This is a genomic window from Streptomyces sp. NRRL F-5123 (assembly GCF_000721495.1).
In the GTDB taxonomy this organism is placed as follows: Bacteria; Actinomycetota; Actinomycetes; order Streptomycetales; family Streptomycetaceae; genus Actinacidiphila.
The window spans coordinates 82,451-108,185 of sequence record NZ_JOHY01000001.1; the positions used below are offsets into that span (position 1 = coordinate 82,451).

Below are 25,735 nucleotides of genomic sequence, written 5' to 3' on the forward strand. Positions count from 1 at the left end.
GGATGGAAGATGATTGCACTGCTACGTTTATGACCCAATCATTGAGCTGCAGACCATGTCTGCCGCAACGGAACGGTGGGGACGATGACGGAGCGTCAATCTCAAGCCTCGGCGCCGGGCACGGGCAGCAGCGGCAACCTGCTGCTCCTGGTGCTGTGCGCACAGCTCTTCCTGGACTCCATGGACGTCTCGCTGATGGGCGTCGCGCTGCCCAAGATGCAGCACTCGATGCATCTGGACGCCCAGCAGCTCCAGTGGGTCATCTCGGGCTACGCCGTCGCCTACGGCGGCTTCCTGCTCCTGGGCGGGCGGGCGGCCGATCTCTTCGGCCGGCGCCGCATGTTCTTCTGGGCCACCGCGGTCTTCGCCGTCGTCAGCCTCGTCGGCGGCCTGGTCTCCAGCGGGTCGCTGCTGATCCTCACCCGCGTCGTCAAGGGTGTCGCCGCCGCGTTCATCGCCCCGGCCGCGCTGTCGATCATCACCACGACCTTCCGCGAGGGGCCGGAACGCAACCGGGCGATGGGCGTGTTCGGTCTGACCGGTGCCAGCGGCTACGCGGCGGGCCTGGTCTTCTCCGGGCTGCTCACGTCGATCAGCTGGCGGCTCACCTTCTTCGTCCCGTTCGTGGTGGCCGCCCTCGTGCTCGCGCTCGTGCGCAGCGTCGTCGCCCCCGACGAGGCCCGCCAGGGGGCGCGCCGCGGCTTCGACGTCGTCGGCGCCGTCACGGCGACCGCCGGGCTGCTGCTGCTGGTGTTCGCCCTGACCCGCGCCTCCGACGTCGGCTGGGGCTCCGCGTCCACGGTGGCCGGCCTCGCCGTGGCGGTCGTGCTGCTGGTCGCCTTCGTCCTCATCGAGGGCCGCCGCAAGGACCCCCTCGTCGACCTCGCCATCTTCCGCTCGCGCACCCTGTCCACGGCAAACGTCGTCGGCGTCGTCTGGGCCTGCGCGACCATCGGCTGGCAGTTCGTCGCGCTGCTCTACCTCCAGGACGTGCTCGGCTACAGCGCGCTGCAGGCGGGCATGGCGATCGTGCCCATGGCCGCCTCGATCCTGGTGGCCGTCAACCTCGCGCCCCGGCTCATCCGCCGGGCCGGGCTGCGGGTGCCGGCCGTGATCGGCATGGTGCTCCAGGGCCTCGGTATCGTGCTGTTCCTGCGGGCCGGAGCCCATGCCTCGTACGCCGCCGCGCTGCTGCCCGCCCTGATCCTGCACGGCCTCGGCAACGGCACCAGCTTCCTCAGCTTCAACATCGCCGGTGTCGGCGGGGTGCCGGACGAGAAGCAGGGCCTGGCCGCCTCGCTCATCCAGTCCGCCGTGCAGCTCGGCGGCGGCCTCGGTGTCGCCGTGGGCGCCGCGGTGCTGGCCGGCTCCAGCGGCTCCGGGGTGCAGAGCTACCACCACGCCTTCGTCGCCGTCAGCATCTTCTCGCTGGTCGGCGTGATCGCCTCCGCGGTGGGCCTCGGCGCGCCCAGGGGCGCGGCGGCCGGCAAGGGCGACGCCGGGGCGCCCGCTGCCGAGCCCTCCGACGCCGGGCTCCAGAGCGAGCACGCATGAGCGGGACGGTCGCGCCGCGCGTCGACGCGGGACCGGTGGAGTGGTTCGCGCCCGACGACCCGGTGCTGTCCTGGGACGGGGTCGCCGATCTGGAGCGCACCGCGGACGGCTGGCTGCCCCGGCGGATCCCGGCGGAACGGCTCGCCACCACGCCCTCCGAGGGGTTCGCGAGCTGCGCGGCCATGCCCGCCGGCGTCCGGTTCGGCGTCCGCACCGACGCAGCGGAGCTGACCCTGCGGCTGGACGTGACCGGCGGCAGCGCGCCGCTGGACGTCCGGGTCGACGGCGCGCTGGTGCGGCGGGCCGCCGTCTCGGGCGCGTGCGAGGTCGTCGTCCCGCTGACGGAGGGGCCGGCGGCCGGCGGCCCCGGCCCGCACGACGTGGAGGTGTGGCTGCCGCACCTGGGCCGCACCCAGGTGGCGCGGGTCGGCTTCCGCGGGCACCGCGCGCTGCTGGCCGCGGAGCGCCCGGGCCCGCGCTGGGTGGCGTACGGGAGCTCCCTCACCCACAGCATGTTCGCCGCCGGGCCGTCGGAGACCTGGGCCGCGCTGACCGCGGCCCGGCGCGGATGGCGGCTGCACAACCTCGGCTTCGCCGGCGAGGCGCACCTCGACCCGGTGGTGGCCCGCACGATCAGGGGCCTGCCCGCCGACCTGATCTCCGTCGAACTGGGCATCAACGTCTACCTGCGGGAGAGCTTCTCCCCGCGCAGTTGGGGCCCGGCGGTGTGCGGCTTCGTGGAGACCGTCCGGGACGGGCACCCCGACCTGCCGCTCGCCGTCATCACCCCGCTGGCGTCACCCACCCGCGAACGGGTCCCCAACAAGGTCGGGCTGACGCTGGAGCAGGTGCGCGACCACACGGTGGCCGCGGTGCGGGTGCTGGAGGGGCTCGGCGACCGGAACCTGCACATCGTCGACGGACTGTCCGTCGTACCGGTCGACGAGGCCGGCGATCACTTCGCCGACGGGCTGCACCCGACCGCGGACGGCGAGCACGTCCTGGCCGCCCGGATCGGCCCGGCGCTGGAGGGCCTGCTGCGGCCGCCGGCGGCGCCCTGAGGCGGGCGCGGCAGGCCCCGGACCCGGTCCGGAGCGGCGGGACGGACCCCCGGGCCCGTCCCGCCGCTCCGGACCTCCTGTCAGGCCTGCTCGTCCGTACCCGAGTCGAAGCCGATACGGGCGAGCACGCCCCACCGGCCCTCCTGCCGGGTCACGACGTAGACCGAGTCGAAGACGCCGAGCAGCCGGCCGTCCGCGTCGTACCGGCCGAACCGCACCGCGGCGTGCACCTGCACCGCGGAGACCTGCGGGTACCCGACCTCCAGCCAGCCGCTGCGGCGCCAGCCGGACGCCAGCAGCGCGGTGAGGTCGCCCTGCGACTCCTTGAGGTACTCCTCGGGGGTCTGCCAGACGGTCACCGCGCCTTCGTGCACGCGGATCTGCGGGAAGTGCAGGGTGGCGGTCCACTGCTCCATGTCGTGGCTGTTGAGCCCGTCGAGGAAGGCGTCCAGGGCCGCCCGGGCCTCCTCGATGACACCGGTCCGGTCGGCGGGAGATAACGCGGTCATCGTGCGCCTCTGCTTCCTTCGTCGTTTCGTCGTTTCTTCGTGCCCGGTTTTCCGGCGAATCCGGCGGAAACGCAACGGCGGTGCAACGGCAGCGCTGTGGCGGTGTCCTTCGGCAGCGGGACGAAAACCGCCGGGTCGCGTTCACCGCTCCGCTCCGACGCTATCGCAGAACCGCCTTGCGGGAACAGTGCCCCAGGCCGCCCCGAGGGACACCCGCCAAGTGCCGGGGACGCGGCCGACGTGCGCCTTCCTGGTCCTGGGACCAGGTTCCTCCCGGCCGTACGACCGGTATCCGGGGAATCCCCGGGAGATGCAGAATTGCCGTGCCGGATGCTGCCTCCCCGCGAATGCCCGGGCTGTACGGGCGAGGGCCGAATTCCTTTTCCGGAACGGCGCCGCCGGTCCCGCCGGACGGCGGTCGGAACGTCCGCGCAGGCGAATCGATTTAGGCTCCCGACGACGAGGAAACGAGCCCATGGACCGCTTGCCAGCCGCCCCTGGGGCCCGGCCCGGGGCCGGGTCCTGGTCCGGGACGAGGGCCGGCGACCCGGGAAGGGCGCTGCTGCAGCTGGACTGGCGGTCCCGCCCCGCCGCCGCGGCCCCGCCCGCCGGGCGGACCTGGAACGTCCTCGGCGGCGGCGCACCCCTGGTGGCCGCCCTCCGGGCGCTCGGGGACACCGTCGCCGTCCATCCCGACGCGGCCTCCGCCGTAGGCCACCCCACGGTGCTCGCCCCCTTCCTGCCGCCGCCGGGCGGCGCGGGAGCGGCCGGGGCGTCCGGGGCCGCGCCCGGCGCGCTGGTCCTGCTGAAGTCCTGGCTGGCAGGCCGCGGCCGGACCGGTGCCCGGCTCGTCGTGGTCACCCGGGGCGCGGTCGCCGCCGACACCGACGAGGACGTGCCCGACCTCGCGCACGCACCGCTGTGGGGTCTGGTGCGCGCGGCCCTCGCCGAGCACCCGGACGCCTTCGCGCTGCTGGACGTCGACGGGACGGAGGCGTCCTGGAAGGCGCTGCCCGCGGCCGTCGCCTCGGGCGAGCCGCAACAGGCGCTGCGGGAGGGCGTCGTACGGGTGCCCCGGCTGGTCGCCGCGCCGCTCGGCGGTGCACCGGGCGGCAGCGGGTTCGGGCCCGGGAGCACCGTCCTGGTCACGGGCGCGGCGGGCGCGCTCGGCGGGCTGGTCGCCCGGCACCTGGTACGTGCCCACGGCGTACGGCGGCTGGTGCTCGCCGGCCGGAGCGCCGCCGACGCGCGGCTCACGACCCTGGCCGCGGACCTGCGGCGGCTGGGCGCCCGGGCGGTGGTCGCGGGCTGCGACATGACCGACCGGGCCGCCCTCGCCGACCTGCTCGCGCCCGCGCCCGGGGCCCCCGCGATCACCGCCGTCGTGCACTGCGCGGGCACGGTGGACGACGGCGTCCTGACGCGGCTGACCCCGCACCGGATGGCCGGTGCCCTGGCCGCGAAGGCCGAATCCGCCCGGCATCTGCACGAGCTGACGCAGGACCTGGACCTGACCGCGTTCGTCCTGTTCTCCTCCGCGGCCGGGGTGCTCGGAGCGCCGGGCCGGGCCAACCACGCCGCCGCCGGCGCCTTCCTGGACGCCCTGGCCCACCACCGCCGGGCGCGTGGACTGCCCGCACTGTCCCTGGCCTGGGGCCCGTGGGCCCAACGCGGCGGCACGGCTGGCCCGCTGGAACTCCACCGGTCGGCTCGCAGCGGCGTCCTGGGGCTGACCCCCCGCCGGGGCCTCGCGCTGCTCGACGCGGCCCTCGGCGCCGGCCGGCCCGTCCTCGTACCCGTGCGGCTGGACACCGCACGGCTGCGCGCGCCGGCCGCCGACCCGGCGCGGGTGCCCGGGGTGCTGCGGGCGCTGCTTCGGCCCCTCCCGCCGGCGGCGTGGGCCGCGGCGTCCGAGACCCCGGTGTGACCCGAGGGGCCCCGGGCCCCGGCAGCCCCGGACGGCTGCCCCGCCGAACCACCAGAACACCCGCCCCCGCAGCAAGCACGCCCGCCCCCGTCCCCCGACGCACCGACACCCCGCCCCCGGGCCCAGGAGATCTGCGCATGCCCTTCCTCGAACTCGACGACGTCCGGCTCTTCTGCACCGACGACCTCCCGGACCGCGCCCCGGCGCCCGGCTGGCTCGGCGTGCCGACCGTGCTCGTCCACGGCTGGCTCGGGACGTCCGACAGCTGGATCCACCTCCTCCCGGCGCTGCGGCGGCGGTGCCGGACGGTGACGGTGGACCTGCGCGGGCACGGGGCCAGCCAGGCGCCCGACTCCCGTTACGACGCGGCGGAGTTCGTGGGCGACCTCGTCCGGGTGCTGGCGCGGCTCGCCCCGGGGCCCGCGGTCGTCATGGGGCATTCCATGGGCGCCTCGCTGGCCTCTCTCCTCGCCGTCGAGCACCCGGAGCTGGTGGCCGCGCTCGCGCTGGTCGACCCCGACTACGGCGGCAGGCCCGAGGAGCGCGAGCGCCTGCTGCCGATGGCCCGGCAGTCCGATCCGGCCCGGGTCGCCGGGGACGCCGCCGGCCTGATCGCCCGGATCGACGCCGCCACCGGGCCGGAGCACCTGCGCGAGTGGCACCGGCGCGACATCGAGCGGATGCCGCCCTTCGTCGTCGCCCGCAGCCTGCGGCAGAACCTGGACGCCCCGAGCTCCCTGCGCTTCGCCGCGCAGGCGGGCCCGCTGCTGGCCCGGCGGCGGCAGCCCGTCCTCGCCTTCCACCGCGACCCGGGCCGCGAGGCGCTCGAACGCTCCCACGCCACCGCCGCCACCACGGTGCTCGCCGTCCGGGACACCGGCCACTGGATCCACCAGGAGCGACCGGAATTCGTCACCCGCGAACTCGAGGCATGGTTGCGCGGGCTGCCCCGGGCGACGGAATGAAGACGGTGCGCGCCGTGCGGTGATTCGTTCCGTCCCGGCCCGGCGCAATCGTCCGCAGCACCTCGCGGGCGGGCTGCTTCGACACGCGAACCACCGGGTCGGCCCCCATTGCTCCGCTTTTTCTGACAATGCACTTGGCGTCGGCTTGGCGCCGCCGCTCGCCACCGGACGCGTGAATTCTGCACTGCCGCCCGTGAAGTCCGCCCGATCCACCGCAAATCCCCGCCGCGGCGGGCGAAGCGAGGCTGCGTCCGCGGGGCGATAACGGATGGAGTCGCCTGATCCGGACGAGCCGGTCGTACGGGGTGCAAGCCCGTAAATCGAGTGCCCATAACGCCGGGTCGAACGGGCGGCCCACAATGGCAGCCGCGCGTGTCTTGGACGTCTGATACTGTCGAAAACGTCCACCAGCAAAGGGCTGCACGGAAAGTCGCGGTCCGAACTGAGGGCAATGGGACGGGAATAGGAACTCGGCCGGTGTGCTTCCTGGTAATTCACCGGGATTCACGGGTCGGGCGGAATGATTTCACATTGATTCGAGTGACGCCGCCGTGGTCGGCTGCGCCCGAGAACAGCTGATCCGGGCATCGGGATCGAGCCGTCCCGGCAGGGGACGGCGCCTCCCGCGCGCCGCCGGCCGGGCGTCCGGCCGCAGGCGACGCGTCGTATCGCACGTGTGGAGATCGGGGGACGGTCTTGCGAGGGCAGGAAAATTTCACCGAGCTTGTGCTGCGCCATGCCGCCGAGCGGCCGGACGAGGAAGCGTACGTCTTCCTGCCCGGCAATTCGCCCGACGCCGTCGCGCAGCGGCTGACGTACGCGCAACTGGACGCCGAGGCCCGGCGGATCGCCTCCTGGCTGCAGAGCAGGGGCGCGTCCGGTGGTCAGGTGCTGCTGCTTTACCCCTCGGGCCTGGAATTCGTGAAGGCCTTCGTCGGCTGCCTCTACGCGGGTGCCGTCGCGGTGCCCGCGCCGCTGCCGGGCGAGAACAACCAGTCCGCGCGGCTCACCGGCATCCTGCGGGACGCCGAGGTGCGCGCCGTGCTCACCGGCTCCGCCGACGAGCCGGACGTCAGCGCCTGGCTGCGCGCGGCGTGCGCCACCGGGATCGAGGTCCTGGCGAGCGACGACCCCGGCCCGGGCGCGGCGGGGGAGTGGACGCGGCCGCGGCTGGCGGGTGATTCGCTGGCGTTCCTGCAGTACACCTCCGGGTCCACCAGCGAGCCCAAGGGCGTCATGGTCTCGCACGCGAACCTGCTGGCCAACGAGCTGGCCATCGCGCACGCGCTCGGCACCGGCGAGGGCGTCAGGATGGGCTGCTGGCTGCCCGCCTACCACGACATGGGCCTGATCGGGCACATCCTCCACTCGCTCTACGCGGGTGGCTCGACCGTGCTGATGGCCCCGGTCACCTTCCTCATGCGACCGGTGCGCTGGCTGCAGATGATCGGCGAATACGGCGTCGCCGTGAGCGGCAGCCCCAACTTCGGCTACGACCTGTGCGTGCGCCGGATCACCGACGAGCAGCTCGCCACCTTGGACCTGAGCAGCTGGCGGCACGCCTGCAACGGCGCCGAGCCGATCCGCGCCGAGACCGTGCGCGCCTTCACCGAGCGCTTCGCCCCGGCCGGCTTCCGCGCCGAGAGCTTCTTCCCCTGCTACGGCATGGCCGAGACCACCCTGCTGGTCTCCGGCACCCCGGCCGACCGCAGTCCCGCCTACCGCACCGTCGACGCGGCGGCGCTGGAGCAGGGCCGGCTGGCCGAGGCCGCACCGGACGCGGGCACGCGCACGCTGGTGAGCAGCGGAGTGGTCGACCCGGCCGACTTCGACGTGAAGATCGTCGACCCGGACGCGCACACCGAGCAGCCCGAGGGGCAGGTCGGCGAGATCTGGGTCAAGGGCGCCAGCGTGTCCTCCGGTTACTGGAAGCGCCCCGACGTCAACGCGCGGATCTTCGACGCCGGCGTCGTCTCCGCGGCGGGCACGGACTCCGGCTGGCTGCGCACCGGCGACTTCGGCGTGCTGGAGGCCGGGCAGCTCTACGTGACGGGCCGCCTCAAGGAGATGATCCTGATCAACGGGCGGAACATCTACCCGCACGACGTGGAGCGCGCGGTGCAGGCCCTGCACCCGGCCTTCCGCGGCGGCGCCGGCGCCGCCTTCTCGGTCGACGGCGGCGAGGAGCACCTCGTCCTGGTGCAGGAGTTCCGCCGGGCCGCGGCGCAGGACCCGTCGGCGCTGTGCGCCGAAATCCGCGCCCACGTCCGCCGCGAGTTCCAGGCCAGCTGCAGTGTCGTCCTGGTCCGCCCGGCGACCGTGCGCAAGACCACCAGCGGCAAGATCCAGCGCACCCTGATGCGGGCGCTGCTGCTGGAGGACGCGCTCGACCCCGTCCACCAGGACCTGGACCGCCAGGTGGCCCGTCTCGTGGCCGCCCCGCTGCCCGCCCCGGTGGGCTGAGCCGTGGACCGGACACCGTACGCGCCCCTGGAGGCGTACCCGCCCTACCGCCTCGCCGAACAGCTGGAGTGGGATCTCGGCGACCCGGACGAGCCGGCGACGCCGCTCAGCCACGCCCGCAGCCTCGCGCTGGACGAGCACGAGGACTTCCCCGCAGGACCCTGCGACCGGCTGGACGAGCTGGGCCTGCACGACTTCTACGTCCCCGCCGCGCACGGCGGGCGGCTCGCGGACTACGAGCAGCTGATGCAGGTGATGCGCACCGTCGCGCGCCGCGACCTGACCGTCGCGGTCGCCCACGGCAAGACGTACCTCGGGGCGGTCTGCGTCTGGGTGGGCGGCTCGGCGGAGCAGTGCCGGCGGCTTGCCGACGCCGTCGCCGCCCGGACCCGGGTCTCCCTCGCGCTGACCGAACGTGCCCACGGCAGCGACCTGCTGGCGGGCGAGGTGGTGGCTGAGGCGGACCCGGACCGGAGCGCGGGCTACCTGCTCAGCGGGGAGAAGTGGCTGATCAACAACGCCACCCGCGGCAGCCTGCTGTCGGTGCTCTCCCGCACCGACCCGGCGGGCGGCCCACGGGGCTACTCCGTGCTGCTGGTCGACAAGCGCACCCTGCCGGCCGGCACGTACCGGCACCTGGACAAGGTGCGCACGCACGGCATCCGCGGCGCGGACATCTCCGGGATCGCCTTCGACCGCGCCCCCGTCGGCGCGGACACGGTGGTCGGCGAGGTGGGCGGCGGCCTGGAGACCGTGCTCAAGGCGCTCCAGCTGACCCGCACCATGTGCGCCGCGCTCTCGCTGGGCGCCGCCGACCATGCGCTCGCCCTCGGCCTGGACTTCGCCGCCGGGCGCAGCCTGTACGGCAGGCCGCTCGCCGAACTGCCGCAGGCCCGCCGGACGCTGGCCGAGGCCACCGCCGACGTGCTGGCGGACGAGGCGCTCGCCCTGGTGGCCGCCCGCGCGGTGCAGACCCTCCCGGCGGAGCTGTCCGTCGTCTCCGCGGTCACCAAGTACCTCGTGCCCACCCGCACCGAGGGCGTCGTCACCGCGCTGACCCGGCTGCTGGGCGCCCGCGCGTTCCTCAAGGGCGTTCACGCCGGCGGCCGCTTCCAGAAGGTCGACCGGGACCACCGCATCGTCGGCCTCTTCGACGGCAACACCCTGGTCAATCTCAACTCGCTGATCAGCCAGTTCCGGTTGCTGGTCCGCGCGCACGAGCGCGGCGCAGGCGACGTGCGCGGTGCGGCCGCGGCCTTCCGGCTCGCCGCGCCGCTGCCGCCCGCCGACCTCGGCCGGCTCTCGCTCATCGCCCGGCAGGGCAGCGGCGTGCTGGCCGCGCTGCCGGCGTGCGTCGCGCGGCTGCGCGGCCTCGCCGCGGGCGATCCGGCGTTCGCGCCCGCCCTGCGCGCCGCCGAGCGCCTGGTGGCCGCGGTGGACGGGGTGCACGCGCAGATGGCGGCGGTGCGGGACGTGCAGACCGAGGTGCCGCCCGCCGCCTTCGACGCCGCCCGCCGGTTCGCGCTGTGCTTCGCGGGCGCGGCCTGCGTCGGCCTGTGGACGTACAGCCACGCCGAGGCGGAGGCCGGCGGCACCGCGCCGCTGTGGCGGGACGCGCTGTGGCTGCGGGCCGCGCTCGCCCGGCTGCTGGCGGCGCTGGACGTCCCGGACGCGGCCGACCCCGAGGCGCTGGACGCCGTCCTCGACGCGGCCACCGCCCTGCACTCCGGCGGCCGGCTGGTCTCGCTGCTGCCCCTGTCGCTGCACCCGGCCGCAGCGGCCGAGGACGGGACGGGCCGGCCGGCCCCCGCCGTCCGCGCCACCGAGCCGGCCGCGGGGAGGGCGTCATGACGGCCGCTCAGGCGGAGTACACGGACCAGGAAGCCCGCGTCGCCGCCCGGGTCGCCGAACTGGCCGCCGCGTTCGGCGATCCCGGCGACCCGGCCAACCCGACCGGGGACGCCGCGATCCTGGCGGCCGACGAGGCCGGGGAGCTGTCCGCGGCCGGCGAGAAGCTGCTGGACGCCTTCGGCCTGAACGCCGAGTTCGTCCCGGCCGCACTCGGCGGCCGGCTGGAGCGGCTCGACGGCCTGGTCCGCGTCCTGCGCGAGGTCTTCCGGCGCGACGTCGCGCTCGGCCTCGGCTACGGCGTCACGTCCTTCATGGCGTCGGTCAACGTGTGGGCCGAGGGGGACGCGCGGCAGCAGGCCCGGCTGGCGGAGATCCTGCTGGGCGGCGACCGGGTCTCCGTCGCCTACCACGAGCTGGCGCACGGCAACGACTTCCTGCGCAACGACTTCGCGGCCCGGGTGCAGCCCGACGGCTCCTTCCTGCTGCACGGCACCAAGCAGGTCATCAACAACGCCGCCCGGGCCCGGGCCTGGCTGCTGTTCAGCCGCACCGACCCAGCGCCCGGCCCGCGCAGCCACTCCGTGCTGATGGTCGAGCGCGCCCAGGTGGCGCCGGAGCGGCTGACCGTCCTGCCCCGCTACGGCACCGTCGGCGTGCGCGGCTGCCACCTGTCCGGGCTGGAGCTCGACGGCGCCCCCGTCCCGGCGACGGCGCTCGTCGGTACGCTCGGCCACGGCGCCGACGTCGCCCTGCGCTCCTTCCAGCTCACCCGCAGCGCCCTGCCCGGCATGGCACTGGGCGCTGCCGACAGCGCGCTGCGCACGGTCGTGTCCTTCGCCACCGGGCGGCACCTCTACAAGCGCACCGTGGCCGAGATCCCGCAGGCCAGGGACACCCTCGGCGGAGCCTTCCTGGACCTGCTCACCGCCGACTGCCTGTGCCTGGCCGGCACCCGCAGCGTGCACCTGCTGCCGGGCGAGGCGAGCGTGTACGCCTCGGTGGTGAAGTACCTGGTGCCCGCACTGCTGCAGCAGGCCGTGCACAACCTCTCCGTGGTGCTCGGCGCCCGCTTCTACCTGCGCGAGGGCGAGACCGGCACCTTCCAGAAGCATCTGCGCGACCTGCCGGTGCTCAGCCTGGGCCACGCCGGCGCCGCCGCCTGCCAGGCGACGGTCATCCCGCAGCTGCCGCGGCTCGCCCGGCGCTCCTGGTTCACCACCGGGCCCGCACCCGACGCGCTGTTCGAGCCGCACACCGGCCTGCCGGAGATCCCCTACCGGCAACTCGCCCTGGCCGCCGACCGCGACAGCCTGAGCGCCTCGCTCGTCGCCGCCGCGGACACCCTGCCCGACGGCTCCCCGCACGAGGCCGCCGTACGCGCCCTGGCCCGGCAGCTCACCGCGGAGCTGCGGCTGATCCAGCAGGAGAGCCTCGCGCTCCCGCCGGTGGACCGCACCGCGCTGGCCTCCCCGGCGAGCTTCGCGCTGTCCGACCGCTACGCCGTCGTGCTGGCCGCCGCCGCCGTGCTCGGCGTGTGGCGCCGCGCCCGGGACCAGGGCGCGGACCCCTTCCTCGCCGACCCCGCCTGGGCCGCCGCGGCCCTGGACCGGCTCGTCCGGCGGCTCGGCCGCCGCCCGGCCGCCCTGCCCGCGGACTGCGCCGGGCGCGTGCAGGAGGAGCTGCTGCGCCGGCACGCCGAGGGCCGCAGCTTCGACCTGTACGCCACCGCGCCGGCCGGCTGACGGATCCCGCCGCCCGGCCCGCGAACCCTCATCCGGATCTGGAGGAACCCGTGATCGACACCACCACCGACGGCTCGGCGCAGACCGGCCCCGCGAGCACACCGCAGCCGCACACGGCCGAGTCGCTGGCCGGCTGGCTCATCGGCCGCGTCGCGGCCTACACCCGGCTGCCCGCCGCCGAGATCGACCCGGCCGAGCCGCTGACCGGCTACGGCCTGGACTCGGTTGCCGCACTCAGCCTGTGCGGCGACATCGAGGACGAGTTCGACCTGATCGTCGAGCCCACCGTCGCCTGGGACCACCCCACCGTCGAGGCGCTCGTCGGCTACCTGCTGGGCGAGTTCGGGCAGCAGCCGGACGGCGCGTGACAGGCAGCCAGCCGCCGCCGGCCTGAAGGTCCGCCTTCCGGCCGCCGGCACCCCCGGCCGGAGGGATCCCGGCGCCACCGGCAGATGCCGACCCCCTTTCACCTAAGGAACGAGAATGCACCTCAGTCCCAGCCCCTCGTGGCCGCAGATCGCGCTGGCCGTCCTGCTGGCATCGGACGTCCTGCTGTCCGTGCGCCCGCTCCCGTTCATCCAGGCCTGTCTCGAGGGAGTCAAGCTGCCGCGGGAGTGGTGGTGGGTGCTCCTGGTGGTGAAGACCCTCGCGATCGTGGGCCTGCTGGTCGGCATCAAGCACGACGGCATCGGCTTCAGCGCGAACGTCGGTGTGATCGTCTACTTCCTGTGCGCGTCGATCGCGCACATCCGGGCGCGGTTCACCAAGCAGGAGTTCTGGGTCAACTGCCTGGGATTCCTCGCCTGCGCCGTCGCCGCCTTCGTCATCTCCTTCGCGGTCTGAGGACATCCCATGAAGAAACCGCCGAAGAACCTCGGCCTGCTGTTCGACTGGCACGCCGAGCAGTCACGTACCACGACCATGATCCTCGACCGGCCGTTCGACATCGCACCCGAGGCCGGCACCGAGTACGACGCCGCCGCGCTGGCCGGCCTGGTGCGGGAGATGTCCGGCCGGCTGTACGCGGCCGGCGCGCGCAAGGGCGACCGGATCGCCGTCGTCAAGCGCAACCACTTCGACATGGTCCTGCTCGCGGCAGCCGCCGCACGCATCGGGGCCACCGCGGCGACGATCTCGGGCGCGAACTACCCCGAGCACCTCGGCGAGATGCTCGCGCGGCTCGACCCCGCGGTCACCCTGGTCACCGCCCAGGTGCTGGAGGCGGCCGAGCGCGCAGGCGTCGACCTGGTGTCCTTCGGCAAGACCGTGCTGATCGACGGCGGCGCCGGGGACACCGGAGCCGGCCTGCCGACGCTCGACGGGCTGGGCGGCAGCCCCGTGCCCGCGCTCGACCTCAAGGCCGACAGCGACCTGATGATGATCACGCACACCTCGGGCACGACGAACACGCCCAAGCTCGTCGCCCACACCGCGGACTCCTGCCGGGCCGGCACCAAGCTGGAACTGCTGCCGATGCCGATCGCCGTCAACGGGCCCAAGGACATCTGCCTCAGCTCCATATCGTTCGCCCACTCGCGCGCGTACGCCTGGGCCATGGCGCAGCTGCGGTGGGCCCCCAAGGCGCTGCTCATCGCCAGCAGCCACGAGGCCGAGGACGTCGAGCGGCTGCTGGAGCGGGTGCAGCCGACCACGATCGAGGCCACTCCGAACGTCTTCCAGGCCTGGGTGCCGCTGGTACGCAGGCGGCCGGAGCTGTTCGCGCGGGTCCGGTACTACATGAACACCTTCGACCTGATGCACCCGTCGATCGCCCGGCCCTTCGTGAACGCCTCCAAGCGCCGCTTCCTGCTGTGGGGCCACAGCTGGGGCCAGAGCGAGGTCGGGCCGATGGCGGGCTTCGGCTACACCCGCGGCCAGATCAACCGCCGGGCCGCCGCCGGCGGGGACATGAACATGATGGGCAACCCGTGGCCCGGGCTGGTGAGCGTCAAGGCCGCCGACCCCGAGACCGGACGGCCCGTCAAGCGCGGCCAGGTCGGCGTCATGTTCGCGAAGGCCAAGTCGATCTGCGTCGACTACGTCGGCGAGACCGACCGCTGGACCGAGAAGTGGAAGGGCGACTGGTGGAACACCGGTGACGTCGGCTACAAGGACGCCCTCGGCCGCATCCACTTCGTCGACCGCGCGGTGGACGCCATCCCGGGCGGCAGCGCCACGGAGCTGGAGAGCAAGCTCCTGGAGCGGATCGACAACGCCGTCGAGGTCATCGTCCTGACCCGGGGCGAGCAGGCCCCCGTCCCCGTCATCAGCCTCGACGGGCCCGACCTCGGCGCCGAGCAGTGGGCCGAGGTGGCGCGCGGGCTGCCGGACATGGCGGCGCCGGTGTTCATCCCCTGGCACCGCCTCCCGCGGACGTCCACCTGGAAGGTGCGCCGCAAGGAGCTGCGGTCGATGGTCTTCGCCGACAGCCCCGACACCACCGTGCTGGAGGAGCGATTCACGTGACGCCGACTTCCGACCCGTACGCCGCCGCCCTGGAATCGGTGCTGCGGGGCGTGCCGTACAACAGCGCGACGGAGTACCTGCACTGGTACGACAAGAGCGACCCCGACCCGCGGCACGGCGTGGCGTGCATCCACCAGACGCTCTACGTCGCGGAGCGGGCGGCGGCGCTCGGCGCCCCGAAGGCCGCGATCCTCCAGGACATGCGGCACATCGCCGCGGTCTTCGAGGACGGCGGCGCCGTCGTCGTCCTCGACCCGTACCTCATGCACCTGACGCCGATCGTCTTCCCGGCCGACGAGGTCCGGCGCGGCCACTCCGAGGTCGAGGTCGACGCGGCGCCGGTGCGGCGGGACGAGCAGGGCGGGGAGCACCCCGCGCGGCTCGCGGCGGTCTACCGGTCGTCCGGCGAGGGCTACCGGATCCGGCTGAGCTACTCGAAGTACAGCGTGAAGAACGGCGCGCACTTCCTGAGCCGGCACTTCACGCTGCGCTCCGAGAACCGCTTCGACTTCGCCGTGTTCTCCGCCGACATGCTCGCGCTGCTCACCCATCCCGAGCAGAACAGCGTGTCGATCCGGGCCATCGTGACGGACACGGCGGGCGCGGCGGTGACGGCCGAGGCGATCATCCCGCTCAAGGGCTTCGCCGAGTGCGAGTTCTCCGCCCGGGACGTCTGGCTGCGCTCCGGCCAGGGCGTGGCGACCCCCAACGGCGGCGGCGCGGCGGCGGAAGCGGTCTGGACGGACCTCGAACGCACCACGGGCCTGGGGCGCCAGGACATCGAGGAGCACCTCGTGTCCGCCGCGCAGGTCTACCAGAAGATCGCCGACCACCGGACGGAACTCCCCGACTACCGCCTGCAGGACGCATGACGAACCGACACGGCATCCACCTGCGACGGGTCTTCGTCGCCGGGACCATCCAGGGCTCCAACGAGGGCCTGCGGACCGACGACCAGTCCTACCGCGAGCAGATCGCGGCCCTGGTCGGCGCCCGCTTCCCCGCCGCGGAGTGCTTCGACCCGAGCACCGAGGTCACCCGCCGGCTCGCCGACCCGGAGACCCTGGCGCTCGTCGGCAAGCTCATGAGCGACCCGCCCCCCGTTCTCGACCTGGGGTCGCTGCCCGCGGAACTGGCGTCGCTGCGGGCGACGTTCAACGCGATGACACGGGAGGCGGCGGCGTGCGACCTGTGCGTCGCCTACCTTCCCGGCCGCACGCTGAGCATGGGCACGGCCATGGAGATGCAGGCCGCGTTCGCGGCGGGCGTCCCGATCGCGACGGTGACGTCCCTGGTCGACAATCTCGCGGTGATGTCGGTGTCCTCGTGGGTCGTACGCGACCTGGACGCCCTCGCCGAACTCCTCGACGGCCTGGCCTGACCGGGCGGCCGACGCCCCGTGCCGCGGACCTGCCTGCCCCAGGTCCGCGGCACGGGTCACCGCGGTGCGGACTGCCCTCCGGCGCCCGCCGCCGCCGCGGCCAGGTCCTGCCGCAGGCGGGTGAGGCGGGCGATCTCCGCGTCCAGGGCCGCCAGCCGCCCGGCCACGACGTCGCTGAAGCCGCCGTCCCCGCAGCACTCGCGGGGCGGGTCCTGCGTGAGTGCGTCCAGCCGGTCGGCGCGCCGCCGGACGTCCTCCAGCGTCAGGCCCAGGGCCAGCAGCTCGCGGATCACGACGACCCGGGCCACCTCCTCCGGGCCGTACTCCCGCTGGCCCGACGGGCTGCGCGGCGGGGGCGGGAGCAGCCCGCGGGCCTCGTACAGGCGCAGCGCCCGCGGTGTCGTCCCGGCCGCAGCCGCCGCCTCGCCGATCCGCATGCCCGCTCCGCCCTGCCGCGACCTACAACTCCACCACCGCCGCCCCGAAGGACTCCCCGGCGATCAAAGCGGGCAACGCCCCCGGGGCGCGCTCCATTCCGCGGACGGGCGTGTACGGGAAGCGGATCGCGCCCGCCCGCAGCCACTCCCCGAAGCGCTCCTCCCACTCCGCCTCGACGTCCTGGTGGTCCACGCCGTTGTAACCGGCGACGGTGACGCTCCGCGTCAGCAGCCGGTAGGTGTCGAGCACGGCCGGCGCGCTGCCGCCCGCGCGGTCCGGGTCCAGCTGCCCGTCCAGCGCCCCCACCAGGGCGATCCGGGCACCGCGGTTCGCCGCGAGGACGGCAGCCGTCAGCTGCTCGCCGCCCACGGTGTCCACGACGACGTCGACCCCGTCCGGCGCCGCCTCGGCGAGCAGCTCCCCGAACGGCCCCGCCCCGCGCAGCACGGCGGCGTCGTAGCCGAGCTCCCGCCGCAGCCGCTCGGCCTTGGCCGGCGAGCCGGTGCTGCCGACCACCCGCGCGGCACCCAGCAGCCGGGCTGTCTGCCCCGCGAGCGTGCCCACCGCGCCGGCGGCACCGGTGACCAGCACCGTGTCGCCCTCGCGCACGGGCGCCAGCCGGGTCAGCGCACCGTACGCCGCGGAGCCCTGCGCGAGGTACGCCACCGGATCGGGCAGCCCCCCGTCCAGCACCCGGCACTCGGCGGCGGCGGGCACCCCGTACTCCCGCCACCCCTGCAAGTGCATCACCAGCCGCCCCTTCTCCAGCGGCCCGTCCACCACCTCCCCGATCGCGGGCCCGAACAGCACGTCCCCGGCATGCAGCGGCGGCAGCGGGACATCGCGGGTCTCACCCCCGATGAGGGTGCGCAGCCCCGGAAAGACCAGGAAGTGCGTGTTGCGGACCAGCACCTGCCCCTCCCCGGGGCGCGGCAAGGGCTCCTCCACCAGCTCGAAGTCACCGGCCACGGGCAGCCCTTCGGGGCGGCGGGCCAGTCTGACAAGACGATGCGTCGCGTTCATGCCCGGACGCTAATCCCTGCCCCACGGGTCAGGGGCAAGCCCGCCGTGGGGGCAGGAGCGCGGGCGGGCCGGGCCCGGGGTCAGGTCGACTCGCGGATGATGAGTTTGCACGGCACCGTCCGCGGTCCCTCCGAGGGGCGGCCGTCGATGGCGTCGAGAAGGCGGAGGGCGGCGATGCGGCCGATCTCCGTGAGGTTCATGTCGATCGTGGTCAGGGGCGGGCGGGAGGCCAGGGCCATGGTGTCCCAGTTGTCGTAGCCGATCACGGCGATGTCCTCGGGGACGGGGTGGCCGCTCTCGCGGAGGGTGTCGGTGACGCCGCGGGCGATCTGGTCGTTGCCGCAGAAGAAGGCGTCCGTGCCGGGCGCGGTGCGCAGGACGGCCTGCGCGGCGCGGCGTCCCCACGCCTCGCTCCAGTCGCCGAAGTGGACGCGGCCGCCGGAGAGTTCGAGGCCGGCATCGGCGAGCTGGGTCTGCGTCAGACGGGCGCGGTGGCTGGCCGCGGCGTGGTGGGCGGGGCCGGTGACGTGGGCGATGCGGCGGCGGCCCGACGCGATGAGGTGCTCGACGGCGAGCCGGGCCCCGCCCTCGTCGTCGGAGGTCACGGACATGTCGGCCGGGTCGGTGGAAGGGGCCAGGGCGTAGACGGTGGGGACGCCGTGCAGGCCCTGGAGGGGGTCGCGGGGGTCGGTGCGGCGGCCGGTGACGATGATGCCGTCGACCCGGCGGGCCAGCAGCGTCTGGACGTAGTGGCGTTCACGGATCGCGTCGCCGCGGGTGTCGCACAGCAGCACGGAGATCTTGCCGGCGCCGAGCGCGTCCTCGGCGCCGAGCAGCACGGGGGTGCTGAAGCGGCCGATGCCGTCGGTCGTGACCAGCCCGACGGTCCATGTCCGCCCCGCCAGCAGGATCCGCGCGGCCTCGTTGGGCTGGAAGTCCAGCCGCCGCGCGGCGTCGAGCACCCGCTCCCGTGTCTCCGGCCGCATCCGGCCGTTGCCGCTCAGCGCTTTCGAGGCGGTGCCGACGCTGACCCCGGCCAGCGCGGCGACATCGGTGAGCGTCACGCGTCCGGCGGCGGCGGGACGACGATCGGTCTCAGTCACAGGCAATCCTTTGCTCGTTCCACGGCAGCGCTCATCCTGCCAGCACCCGGCGCATGCCCCAAGCCCGGGGAACGCGCACCGCCGGGGGCGCCGCCTCCCGCGCCGCACCGGCGGGCGCCTCACGTCCCGTCAGGTGCCTCTCGGACGGCCGGGAGACGGGATCCTTTTCCTGTTGTTCACAGCCTTGACGCGTCCAGCGCGTCGCCCTAGGTTACCGGCCAAGAAAACCTTTGCGCACAGCAGGAAACGCCACCGCGCGGGCCGGTGACCTGGCCGTCCACCCCGCCCGTGCCCCCGCTTTCCCTCGCCGCACCTACCACCACCCGGGGAGATCCATGTCCCGCACCCGCCGGATACCCGTCCCACGCGGACCCGTACGTCCCGGCGCCGAGGCGCGCTCGGCCCTGTCGCCGGCCGTCGGCGCGGCGATCACGGGCGGCTTCTGGCACGCGCGCCGCACGGTGAACGCCACGGTCAGCATCCCGCAGGGGCCGGGGCTGCTGGAGTCGGCGGGAAACCTGCACGACCTGCGGCTGGTCGCCGGCGCCGCCGAGGGCGCCTTCGAGGGCGACTACCCCTTCATGGACTCCGACGTCTACAAGTGGCTGGAGGCCGCCGCCTGGCAGCTCGGCCAGCAGAGCCCGGCGGGCGCGCCGGGCGCCGGCGACTCCGCCGCCCTGCAGAAGGAGGTCGACCGCATCGTCGCCCTCGTCGCCGCGGCGCAGGAGTCCGACGGCTACCTCAACACCTGGGTCCAGGCGGGCAAGGGCGGCGCCCGCTACGCCGATCTGCGCTGGGGCCACGAGCTCTACTGCGCGGGCCACCTCATCCAGGCCGCCGTCGCCCACCACCGCAGCACCGGCGGCACCGAACTGCTCGACGTGGCCGTCCGGTTCGCCGACCAGATCGACGCCACCTTCGGCCCGGGCAAGCCGCTCGACGGCTTCGACGGCCACCCCGAGGTCGAGACCGCGCTCGTCGAGCTCTACCGCGAGACCGGCGAGCGCCGCTACCTCGACCTGGCCGGCTGGTTCGTCGACCGCCACGGCCACGGCGTGCTCGGCGGCGAGGCGTACTGCCAGGACCGGGTGCCGCTGCGCGAGCAGGAGAACGTCGAGGGCCACGCCGTACGCCAGCTCTACCTGCTCGCGGCGGCCGCCGACCTGGCCGCGGAGACCGGGGACGCGGAGCTGCGCGCGGCGTGCGAGCGGCTCTGGTCGGCGATGGTGGCGACCAAGACGCACATCACCGGCGGCCTGGGCGCGCACCACCACCACGAGGAGTTCGGGGACCCGTACGAACTGCCCACCGAGCGCGCCTACTGCGAGACCTGCGCGGCCGTCGCCTCGGTGCACTACAGCTGGCGGATGGCGCTGCTCACCGGCGACGCCCGCTACGGCGACCTCATCGAGCGCACCCTCTTCAACGGCTTCCTCGCCGGGGTGTCGCTGGACGGCGACCGCTGGCTCTACGTCAACCCGCTGCAGGTGCGCGACGGCCACACCGACACCGGCGGCGACCAGTCCGCCCGCCGCACCCGCTGGTTCCGCTGCGCCTGCTGCCCGCCCAACGTCATGCGGCTGCTGGCCGGCCTGGAGCACTACATCGCCACCGGCAGCGCCACCGGCCTCCAGCTCCACCAGTACGCCACCGGCCGCTACACCGTGGACGCCGCAGGCACCGCCCTGAGTGTGAGCGTTAACACCGCCTACCCGGACCACGGCACGATCGCGGTCACCGTGGAGGGAATCGACGGTGAGGGTGCCGACGGTGACGCAGCCGCGGCCGCCCGGCCCTGGACGCTCTCGCTGCGCATCCCCCAGTGGTGCCGCGACTTCTCGGTGACCGTGGCCGGGCAGCCGCCGGTGCACCCCGCGGTCGAGGACGGCTGGCTGCGCGTCGAGCGGGCCTGGGCGCCCGGCGACGAGGTCGTGCTGGACCTCCGGCTGGACGTACGGCGTACGGCCGCCGACCCGCGGGCGGACGCGGTACGCGGCTGCGTCGCCATCGAGCGCGGCCCGCTCGTCTACTGCCTCGAACAGGCCGACCAGGACGGCGGCGGCCTGGACGACCTGGTGCTCGACCTCTCCCACCCGCTGACCGCGGCCGAACGCCCCGACCTGCTCGGCGGTGTCGTCACCGTCCGGGCCACCGGGCGCAGGCCCGCCGTCCGCGCCGCCACCGGCTCCGCGTGGTGGCCCTACCGGGAGGCGGACAACGGCGCCGGCGCGGAAGCCGGTGAGCCCGTGGCGCTCACCGCCGTCCCCTACCACGCCTGGGCCAACCGCCGCGACGGCAGCATGCGCGTCTGGATCCCCACCGGGCAGCCCGCGGAGCGCCCCACCGGATGACCCGGCAGCCGGCCACCCCTCCCACGCCCCTCCCACCCCTCCCCGGCGGCAGCCCGACAGCCGCCGCCGGGCCCTCGGAAAAGTCAAGGACGACACGACCATGAGACACTCGCGCACCGCCCTCGTCGCCGCGGCCGCGGCATCGCTCGCACTGACCGGCGTCAGCGCCTGCGGGGGCTCCGGCTCCGGCGGCTCCTCCTCCGCGGCCTCGGGCACGTACACCTTCTGGGACCCCTACCCGCAGTTCGGCCCCACCGACGCCTGGGCGAAGCTCGTCACCTCCTGCGGCAAGCAGGCCGGGGTGAGCGTCAAGCGGACCGCGATGGACACCACGGACCTGAACAACAAGGCACTGCTGGCGGGGCAGAAGGGCAACCTGCCGGACGTGATGCTGGTCGACAACCCCATCGTCTCCACCCTCACCGAGGCCGGGATCCTCAACAAGACCACCGACGTCGGCCTCGACACCGCCGCCATGCAGAAGAACATCGTGGGCGCGGGTGTCGTCGACGGCTCCGCGTACGGCGTCCCGATCGGCGCCAACACGCTGGCGCTGTACTACAACGCCGACATCCTGAAGAAGGCCGCGGTCGACCCCGCGTCGATCACCGACTGGGCCTCGCTCACCGCGGCCCTGGAGAAGGTCAAGGCCGCCGGCTCCAAGGGCATCAGCTTCGGCGCCATCGGCACCGAGGAGGGCAGCTTCCAGTTCCTGCCCTGGTACTGGGGATCGGGCGCGGACCTGAAGAGCCTCGACAGCGCTGCGGGGGTGAAGGCGCTGACGCTGTGGAAGGACTGGGTGGACAAGGGCCTCGCCCCCAAGGACGTGCTCACCAACACCCAGACCACCGCGTGGCAGGAGTTCGCGACCGGGCAGTACGCCTTCGGCGAGAACGGCACCTGGCAGCTCGCCAACGCCAAGAAGGCCGGTTTCGGCTACGGGATCATCAACATCCCCGGCATCAACGGCGGTGCGGCGCCGGTGCCGACCGGCGGCGAGTTCGTCACCGTCCCCGTGCAGGACGACGACAGCCGCTACCCCGTCGACAAGAAGATCGTCGAGTGCCTGACCAGCAACGCCAACTACCTCAGCACCGACACCACGCTGTCCTACGTCGCGCCGGTCGCCGCGGTCCAGGGCCAGCAGGTCGCCGCCGACCCCGGACTCAAGCCGTGGGTGTCCGCCCTGGCCTCGGCCCGCGGGCGGACGAGCGACGGGCTCGGCACCCGCTACCCCGTCATCTCCGAGCAGCTGTGGACGGCGGTGCAGAGCGCGCTGTCCGGCGCCAAGTCCCCGCAGGACGCCCTCTCCGCGGCCCAGCAAGCCGTCAAGAACCACCAGAGCTGAGCCGCGACGGCAGACCGAGGAGTCACACGCATGGTCACCACCCGCGCCGGCGGCCTGGAGCGCCGGCCGGCCGTCCCCGGGACGGAGCCGGCCGGAGCCCGCCCGCACCGACAGCCCGCCCGGCGCCGCCGGCGCGGGGCGAACCCCTCCCAGCTGGTGGCCTGGGCGTTCATCGCCCCGGTCGTCGCCTACCTGGGAGCCTTCTACGCCTACCCGCTGTACCGCAACGTCGACCTGTCGGTGCGGCACTACACCGTCCGCTCCTTCGTCCAGGGCGGCGCGCCCTACTCGGGGCTCGACAACTTCCGCCAGGTCGTCGACGATCCGGCCTTCGCCGGCACGCTGCGCAACACGATGGTCTTCACCGTCGTGTCGATCCTCTTCCAGTACGTCCTGGGCCTGGCGCTCGCGGTGTTCTTCAACCGGCGCTTCCGCCTCGCGCCGACGCTGCGCGCGCTGTTCCTCGTCCCGTGGCTGCTGCCGCTGATCGTGTCGGCGTCCACCTGGTCCTGGATGTTCAACAGCGAGTCCGGGGTCGTCAACTACGCCCTGCACTTCGCCGGGGTCGACCCGGTGGCCTGGCTCGCCTCCCCGCACTGGGCGCTGACCTCCGTGATCATTGCGAACATCTGGATCGGCATCCCCTTCAACCTGGTCATCCTCTACAGCGGCCTGCAGAACATCCCGGCCGAGCTGTACGAGGCCGCGAGCCTGGACGGGGCGAGCGGCTGGCAGCAGTTCCGGCGGATCACCTTCCCGCTGCTGCGGCCGGTCTCGGCGATCACCCTGCTGCTGGGGCTGATCTACACGCTCAAGGTCTTCGACCTGATCTGGATCATGACCAAGGGCGGGCCCGGCGACTCCTCGTCGACGCTCGCGACGTGGTCCTACCGCTTCGGATTCGGCTCGCTGCTCCCGGAGTTCGGACCCGGCGCCGCGGTCGGCAACATCCTGATCCTGATCGCCCTGTTCTTCGGGCTGTTCTACATCCGCGTCCAGAGGAGGCTGGCGTGACCTCCCGCGCCCGGCGTTCCCGCCGGTACACCGCCATCGGCGTCGTGCTGACCGCGATCATGCTCTTCCCGGTCTACTGGATGATCAACGTCTCGCTCACCCCGCAGCAGGACATGCGCAAGGACCCGCCCGACCTGCTGCCACTGCACGCCACCTTCAGCGGCTACCGGGCCGTCGTCCAGGACCAGTTGCCCAACCTGGGCACCAGCCTGCTGATCGGCCTCGGCACCGTCGCGCTGACCCTCGCGCTCGCCGCCCCGGCCGGCTACGCGCTGGCCACGCTGCGCCCGCGCGGGGCGGGGGCGGTCGGGCTGCTCCTGCTGGTCGCCCAGATGATCCCGGGCATCGTCATGGCGATGGGCTTCTACGGGATCTTCCTCGACCTCGGCATCATGGACACCTGGTGGGGCCTGGTGATCGCCGACTCCACCATCGCCGTGCCCTTCGGGGTGATGATCTTCGCGGCCTTCATGTCCGGCATCCCGGACGAGCTGATCGCCGCGGCGAGGATCGACGGCGCGAGCGTCTGGCGCACCTTCACCTCCGTCGTGCTGCCCGTCAGCCGCAACGCCGTCGTCACCGTCTCGCTGTTCAGCTTCCTGTGGGCGTGGTCGGACTTCGTCTTCGCCAACACCCTCGACAGCGGCGGCAGCATGCGGCCCATCACGCTCGGCATCTACAAGTACATCGGCAACAACAACCAGGAGTGGAACGCCATCATGGCCACCGCCGTCGTGGCGTCCGTCCCGGCCGCCGTGCTGCTCGTCCTGGCCCAGCGCTACGTCGCCGCCGGGGTGACGGCGGGCGCCGTCAAGGACTGACCTGCCGGCCGTCCGCCGCCGCGCCCGGCGCGGTGGCGGGCCGCCGGTGCGGGAGGACTTGGCGCTCCCGGGAGGGCCGAGGACACCCACCGCGTGCCAGATGGTTACGCAAACCTGCGTGGTCCATCCCGCTTCGACTCCCTGAGAGGTGACGCGATGTCCGCCCCACCGGCTCTGCGCACACCGTCCACCCCGTCCCCGTCCCTGCCCTGGTCCCGCGTCCGGACGGCCCTGCGCCGGCTGTGGCTGCCGCTCGTCGTGGCCCTGGTCGCGGTGACGGGCGGCGCCGTCACCGGCGCGGGCCCCGCCGCGGCTGCGGGGACGGCGACGTTCACCCCGGGCGCCGCCTGGCAGGACACCGGAGGCAACGCACTCCAGCTGCACGGCCTGGGCATCGTCAAGGCCGGCTCCACCTGGTACGGCTTCGGCGAGAACAAGGCGGGGGAGTCGTCCTCGAACGCCGCCTTCCAGTCCGTCGCCTGCTACAGCTCCGCCGACCTCGCGCACTGGACCCGGCAGAACGACGCCCTGACCCGGCAGAGCAGCGGCGACCTCGGCCCGAACCGCGTCGTCGAGCGCCCCAAGGTGCTCTTCAACGCCTCCACCGGCACGTACGTGATGTACCTGCACATCGACAGCAGCTCCTACGGCGAGGCCAAGGTCGGCGTCGCCACCAGCAGCACGCCCTGCGGGCCGTACAGCTACCGCGGCAGCTTCCAGCCGCTGGGGCAGCAGAGCCGCGACATCGGCCTCTTCCAGGACACCGACGGCTCGGCCTACCTGCTCACCGAGGACCGCGCCAACGGGCTGCGGATCGACCGGCTGTCGGCCGACTACCTCTCCGTCACGTCGTCCGTGCACGTCTTCGGCGACTACGAGGCCCCCGCGATGGTGAAGGCGGACGGCCGCTACTACCTCTTCGGCTCCAGCCTCACCGGCTGGTCCACCAACGACAACGTCTACGCGACCGCGACCTCGCTCACCGGCACCTGGTCCGCCTTCCGTCCCGTCGCGCCGGTCGGCACCCACACCTACAACTCGCAGACGGCCAACGTGATCCCGGTGGCGGGCAGCGGCGGCACCGCGTACGTCTTCGCCGCCGACCGCTGGACCACCTCCGACCTCGGCTCGTCGCCCGAGGTGTGGCTGCCGCTGACCCTCGGCGGCGGCACGGCGGCGGTCTCCTGGCAGAACTCCTGGACCCTCGACACCGCCGCCGGCACCTGGACCGGCACGAGCAACCCCGCCGACGGCACGTACCGGATCACCGCCGCGAGCAGCGGCAAGCGCCTCGACGTCAAGGACGCCGCGACCGCGGACGGCTCAGCCGTCGAGCAGTGGAGCGCCAACTCGGGCACCAACCAGCAGTGGACCCTGCACCGTGTCGCCGGCAGCACCTACACCGTGACCGGCGTGGGCAGCGGCAAGCAGCTGGACGTACCCGGCGGCTCCACCGCGGCCGGCACCCGGCTGGACATCCGCGGCGCGGACGGCGCGGCCGACCAGCGCTGGGTCCTCCAGGCCGCCGGCGGCTACACGTCACCGTCCGGCTCCTCCTACGTCCTGGTCAACCTCGGCAGCGGCCTCGTCGCCGACGTGGCCGGCGGATCGACGGCGGACGGCGCCCTCGTCGAGCAGTGGGACGCCAACGGCGGCAGCAACCAGACCTGGTCGCTCGGCTGACGACGACCGGGAACCCCGGGGCCCCGGCGCGGGCC

The 25,735-nt window shown here is 73.9% G+C and carries 21 protein-coding genes; 17 read left to right on the forward strand and 4 right to left on the reverse strand.

The genetic code is table 11. From position 1 onward, the window contains the following. Nucleotides 1-84 precede the first annotated feature (84 nt). Nucleotides 85-1,554, forward strand: a complete 1,470-nt coding sequence (locus IH54_RS0100380; RefSeq protein ID WP_052396901.1) for an MFS transporter — start codon at nucleotides 85-87, stop codon at nucleotides 1,552-1,554. Then, nucleotides 1,551-2,615 (forward strand): GDSL-type esterase/lipase family protein, encoded by a 1,065-nt coding sequence (locus tag IH54_RS0100385; RefSeq protein ID WP_052396902.1) that lies wholly within the window; start codon nucleotides 1,551-1,553, stop codon nucleotides 2,613-2,615. Before IH54_RS0100380 ends, IH54_RS0100385 begins: the two co-directional genes overlap by 4 nt. Before the next feature lie 80 nt (nucleotides 2,616-2,695). On the opposite strand, the gene IH54_RS0100390 is transcribed toward IH54_RS0100385, so the two are convergent. Next, nucleotides 2,696-3,124 (reverse strand): hypothetical protein, encoded by a 429-nt coding sequence (locus tag IH54_RS0100390; protein ID WP_031511977.1) that lies wholly within the window; start codon nucleotides 3,122-3,124, stop codon nucleotides 2,696-2,698. Nucleotides 3,125-3,599: 475 nt separating this feature from the next. Between IH54_RS0100390 and IH54_RS0100395 the strand changes: the two genes are divergently transcribed. From IH54_RS0100395 to IH54_RS0100440, 10 genes are all read left to right on the forward strand, one after another. Beyond that, nucleotides 3,600-5,051: a beta-ketoacyl reductase gene (locus IH54_RS0100395; protein WP_052396903.1), complete on the forward strand. Its 1,452-nt coding sequence runs from the start codon at nucleotides 3,600-3,602 to the stop codon at nucleotides 5,049-5,051. Between the two features lie 137 nt (nucleotides 5,052-5,188). Further along, nucleotides 5,189-6,016: an alpha/beta fold hydrolase gene (locus tag IH54_RS39125; protein WP_052396904.1), complete on the forward strand. Its 828-nt coding sequence runs from the start codon at nucleotides 5,189-5,191 to the stop codon at nucleotides 6,014-6,016. 696 nt (nucleotides 6,017-6,712) lie between these two features. Further along, a complete protein-coding gene (locus tag IH54_RS0100405) occupies nucleotides 6,713-8,479 on the forward strand; it encodes a fatty acyl-AMP ligase (protein ID WP_043179371.1) in 1,767 nt (588 codons plus the stop codon). 3 nt (nucleotides 8,480-8,482) lie between these two features. Further along, nucleotides 8,483-10,330, forward strand: coding sequence for an acyl-CoA dehydrogenase family protein (locus IH54_RS0100410; RefSeq protein WP_063762130.1), 1,848 nt, complete (start codon nucleotides 8,483-8,485; stop codon nucleotides 10,328-10,330). Beyond that, nucleotides 10,327-12,072, forward strand: a complete 1,746-nt coding sequence (locus IH54_RS0100415) for an acyl-CoA dehydrogenase (RefSeq protein ID WP_031511984.1) — start codon at nucleotides 10,327-10,329, stop codon at nucleotides 12,070-12,072. Before IH54_RS0100410 ends, IH54_RS0100415 begins: the two co-directional genes overlap by 4 nt. A gap of 50 nt (nucleotides 12,073-12,122) precedes the next feature. Beyond that, the gene (locus tag IH54_RS0100420; RefSeq protein WP_031511986.1) at nucleotides 12,123-12,440 is read left to right on the forward strand and encodes an acyl carrier protein; all 318 of its coding nucleotides are present in this window, start codon (nucleotides 12,123-12,125) and stop codon (nucleotides 12,438-12,440) included. Nucleotides 12,441-12,555: 115 nt separating this feature from the next. Then, nucleotides 12,556-12,915 (forward strand): DoxX family protein, encoded by a 360-nt coding sequence (locus tag IH54_RS0100425; protein ID WP_031511987.1) that lies wholly within the window; start codon nucleotides 12,556-12,558, stop codon nucleotides 12,913-12,915. Nucleotides 12,916-12,924: 9 nt separating this feature from the next. Continuing rightward, nucleotides 12,925-14,538, forward strand: a complete 1,614-nt coding sequence (locus IH54_RS0100430; RefSeq protein WP_031511988.1) for an AMP-binding protein — start codon at nucleotides 12,925-12,927, stop codon at nucleotides 14,536-14,538. Then, entirely contained in the window at nucleotides 14,535-15,410 is an 876-nt protein-coding gene (locus tag IH54_RS0100435; protein WP_031511989.1) for a hypothetical protein, read from the forward strand. Before IH54_RS0100430 ends, IH54_RS0100435 begins: the two co-directional genes overlap by 4 nt. Further along, entirely contained in the window at nucleotides 15,407-15,919 is a 513-nt protein-coding gene (locus IH54_RS0100440; RefSeq protein WP_031511990.1) for a hypothetical protein, read from the forward strand. The genes IH54_RS0100435 and IH54_RS0100440 overlap by 4 nt, the downstream gene beginning before the upstream one ends. Before the next feature lie 56 nt (nucleotides 15,920-15,975). On the opposite strand, the gene IH54_RS0100445 is transcribed toward IH54_RS0100440, so the two are convergent. The 3 genes from IH54_RS0100445 to IH54_RS0100455 all read right to left on the reverse strand — a co-directional run bounded on the left by IH54_RS0100445 (nucleotide 15,976) and on the right by IH54_RS0100455 (nucleotide 18,483). Next, the gene (locus IH54_RS0100445) at nucleotides 15,976-16,356 is read right to left on the reverse strand and encodes a MerR family transcriptional regulator (RefSeq protein ID WP_031511992.1); all 381 of its coding nucleotides are present in this window, start codon (nucleotides 16,354-16,356) and stop codon (nucleotides 15,976-15,978) included. Between the two features lie 22 nt (nucleotides 16,357-16,378). After that, entirely contained in the window at nucleotides 16,379-17,380 is a 1,002-nt protein-coding gene (locus IH54_RS0100450; RefSeq protein WP_031511993.1) for an MDR family NADP-dependent oxidoreductase, read from the reverse strand. An 80-nt stretch (nucleotides 17,381-17,460) separates the two neighbouring features. Next, a complete protein-coding gene (locus IH54_RS0100455; RefSeq protein WP_031511994.1) occupies nucleotides 17,461-18,483 on the reverse strand; it encodes a LacI family DNA-binding transcriptional regulator in 1,023 nt (340 codons plus the stop codon). Between the two features lie 335 nt (nucleotides 18,484-18,818). Here IH54_RS0100455 and IH54_RS0100460 point away from each other — a divergent pair, with 335 nt between their 5' ends. The 5 genes from IH54_RS0100460 to IH54_RS0100480 all read left to right on the forward strand — a co-directional run bounded on the left by IH54_RS0100460 (nucleotide 18,819) and on the right by IH54_RS0100480 (nucleotide 25,700). Then, on the forward strand, nucleotides 18,819-20,834 hold the full coding sequence (locus IH54_RS0100460) for a glycoside hydrolase family 127 protein (protein WP_031511996.1): 2,016 nt from the start codon (nucleotides 18,819-18,821) through the stop codon (nucleotides 20,832-20,834). A 100-nt stretch (nucleotides 20,835-20,934) separates the two neighbouring features. Beyond that, nucleotides 20,935-22,182, forward strand: coding sequence for a sugar ABC transporter substrate-binding protein (locus IH54_RS0100465; protein ID WP_031511997.1), 1,248 nt, complete (start codon nucleotides 20,935-20,937; stop codon nucleotides 22,180-22,182). A gap of 30 nt (nucleotides 22,183-22,212) precedes the next feature. After that, a complete protein-coding gene (locus IH54_RS0100470; RefSeq protein ID WP_031511998.1) occupies nucleotides 22,213-23,196 on the forward strand; it encodes a carbohydrate ABC transporter permease in 984 nt (327 codons plus the stop codon). Between the two features lie 59 nt (nucleotides 23,197-23,255). Beyond that, the gene (locus IH54_RS0100475) at nucleotides 23,256-24,017 is read left to right on the forward strand and encodes a carbohydrate ABC transporter permease (protein WP_052396947.1); all 762 of its coding nucleotides are present in this window, start codon (nucleotides 23,256-23,258) and stop codon (nucleotides 24,015-24,017) included. Between the two features lie 156 nt (nucleotides 24,018-24,173). Then, a complete protein-coding gene (locus IH54_RS0100480; protein WP_078861809.1) occupies nucleotides 24,174-25,700 on the forward strand; it encodes an RICIN domain-containing protein in 1,527 nt (508 codons plus the stop codon). Nucleotides 25,701-25,735: the final 35 nt, after the last annotated feature.

Excerpts from the sequence above, each read along its gene's own strand:
- IH54_RS0100385 (WP_052396902.1), top strand. The coding sequence starts at position 1,551 with ATGAGCGGGACGGTCGCGCCGCGCGTCGACGCGGGACCGGTGGAGTGG.
- IH54_RS0100440 (WP_031511990.1), top strand. The coding sequence starts at position 15,407 with ATGACGAACCGACACGGCATCCACCTGCGACGGGTCTTCGTCGCCGGG.
- IH54_RS0100460 (WP_031511996.1), top strand. The coding sequence starts at position 18,819 with ATGTCCCGCACCCGCCGGATACCCGTCCCACGCGGACCCGTACGTCCC.
- IH54_RS0100480 (WP_078861809.1), top strand. The coding sequence starts at position 24,174 with ATGTCCGCCCCACCGGCTCTGCGCACACCGTCCACCCCGTCCCCGTCC.
- IH54_RS0100475 (WP_052396947.1), top strand. The coding sequence starts at position 23,256 with ATGCTCTTCCCGGTCTACTGGATGATCAACGTCTCGCTCACCCCGCAG.
- IH54_RS39125 (WP_052396904.1), top strand. The coding sequence starts at position 5,189 with ATGCCCTTCCTCGAACTCGACGACGTCCGGCTCTTCTGCACCGACGAC.
- IH54_RS0100450 (WP_031511993.1), bottom strand. The coding sequence starts at position 17,380 with ATGAACGCGACGCATCGTCTTGTCAGACTGGCCCGCCGCCCCGAAGGG.
- IH54_RS0100470 (WP_031511998.1), top strand. The coding sequence starts at position 22,213 with ATGGTCACCACCCGCGCCGGCGGCCTGGAGCGCCGGCCGGCCGTCCCC.
- IH54_RS0100425 (WP_031511987.1), top strand. The coding sequence starts at position 12,556 with ATGCACCTCAGTCCCAGCCCCTCGTGGCCGCAGATCGCGCTGGCCGTC.
- IH54_RS0100465 (WP_031511997.1), top strand. The coding sequence starts at position 20,935 with ATGAGACACTCGCGCACCGCCCTCGTCGCCGCGGCCGCGGCATCGCTC.
- IH54_RS0100430 (WP_031511988.1), top strand. The coding sequence starts at position 12,925 with ATGAAGAAACCGCCGAAGAACCTCGGCCTGCTGTTCGACTGGCACGCC.
- IH54_RS0100415 (WP_031511984.1), top strand. The coding sequence starts at position 10,327 with ATGACGGCCGCTCAGGCGGAGTACACGGACCAGGAAGCCCGCGTCGCC.
- IH54_RS0100395 (WP_052396903.1), top strand. The coding sequence starts at position 3,600 with ATGGACCGCTTGCCAGCCGCCCCTGGGGCCCGGCCCGGGGCCGGGTCC.
- IH54_RS0100445 (WP_031511992.1), bottom strand. The coding sequence starts at position 16,356 with ATGCGGATCGGCGAGGCGGCGGCTGCGGCCGGGACGACACCGCGGGCG.
- IH54_RS0100380 (WP_052396901.1), top strand. The coding sequence starts at position 85 with ATGACGGAGCGTCAATCTCAAGCCTCGGCGCCGGGCACGGGCAGCAGC.
- IH54_RS0100390 (WP_031511977.1), bottom strand. The coding sequence starts at position 3,124 with ATGACCGCGTTATCTCCCGCCGACCGGACCGGTGTCATCGAGGAGGCC.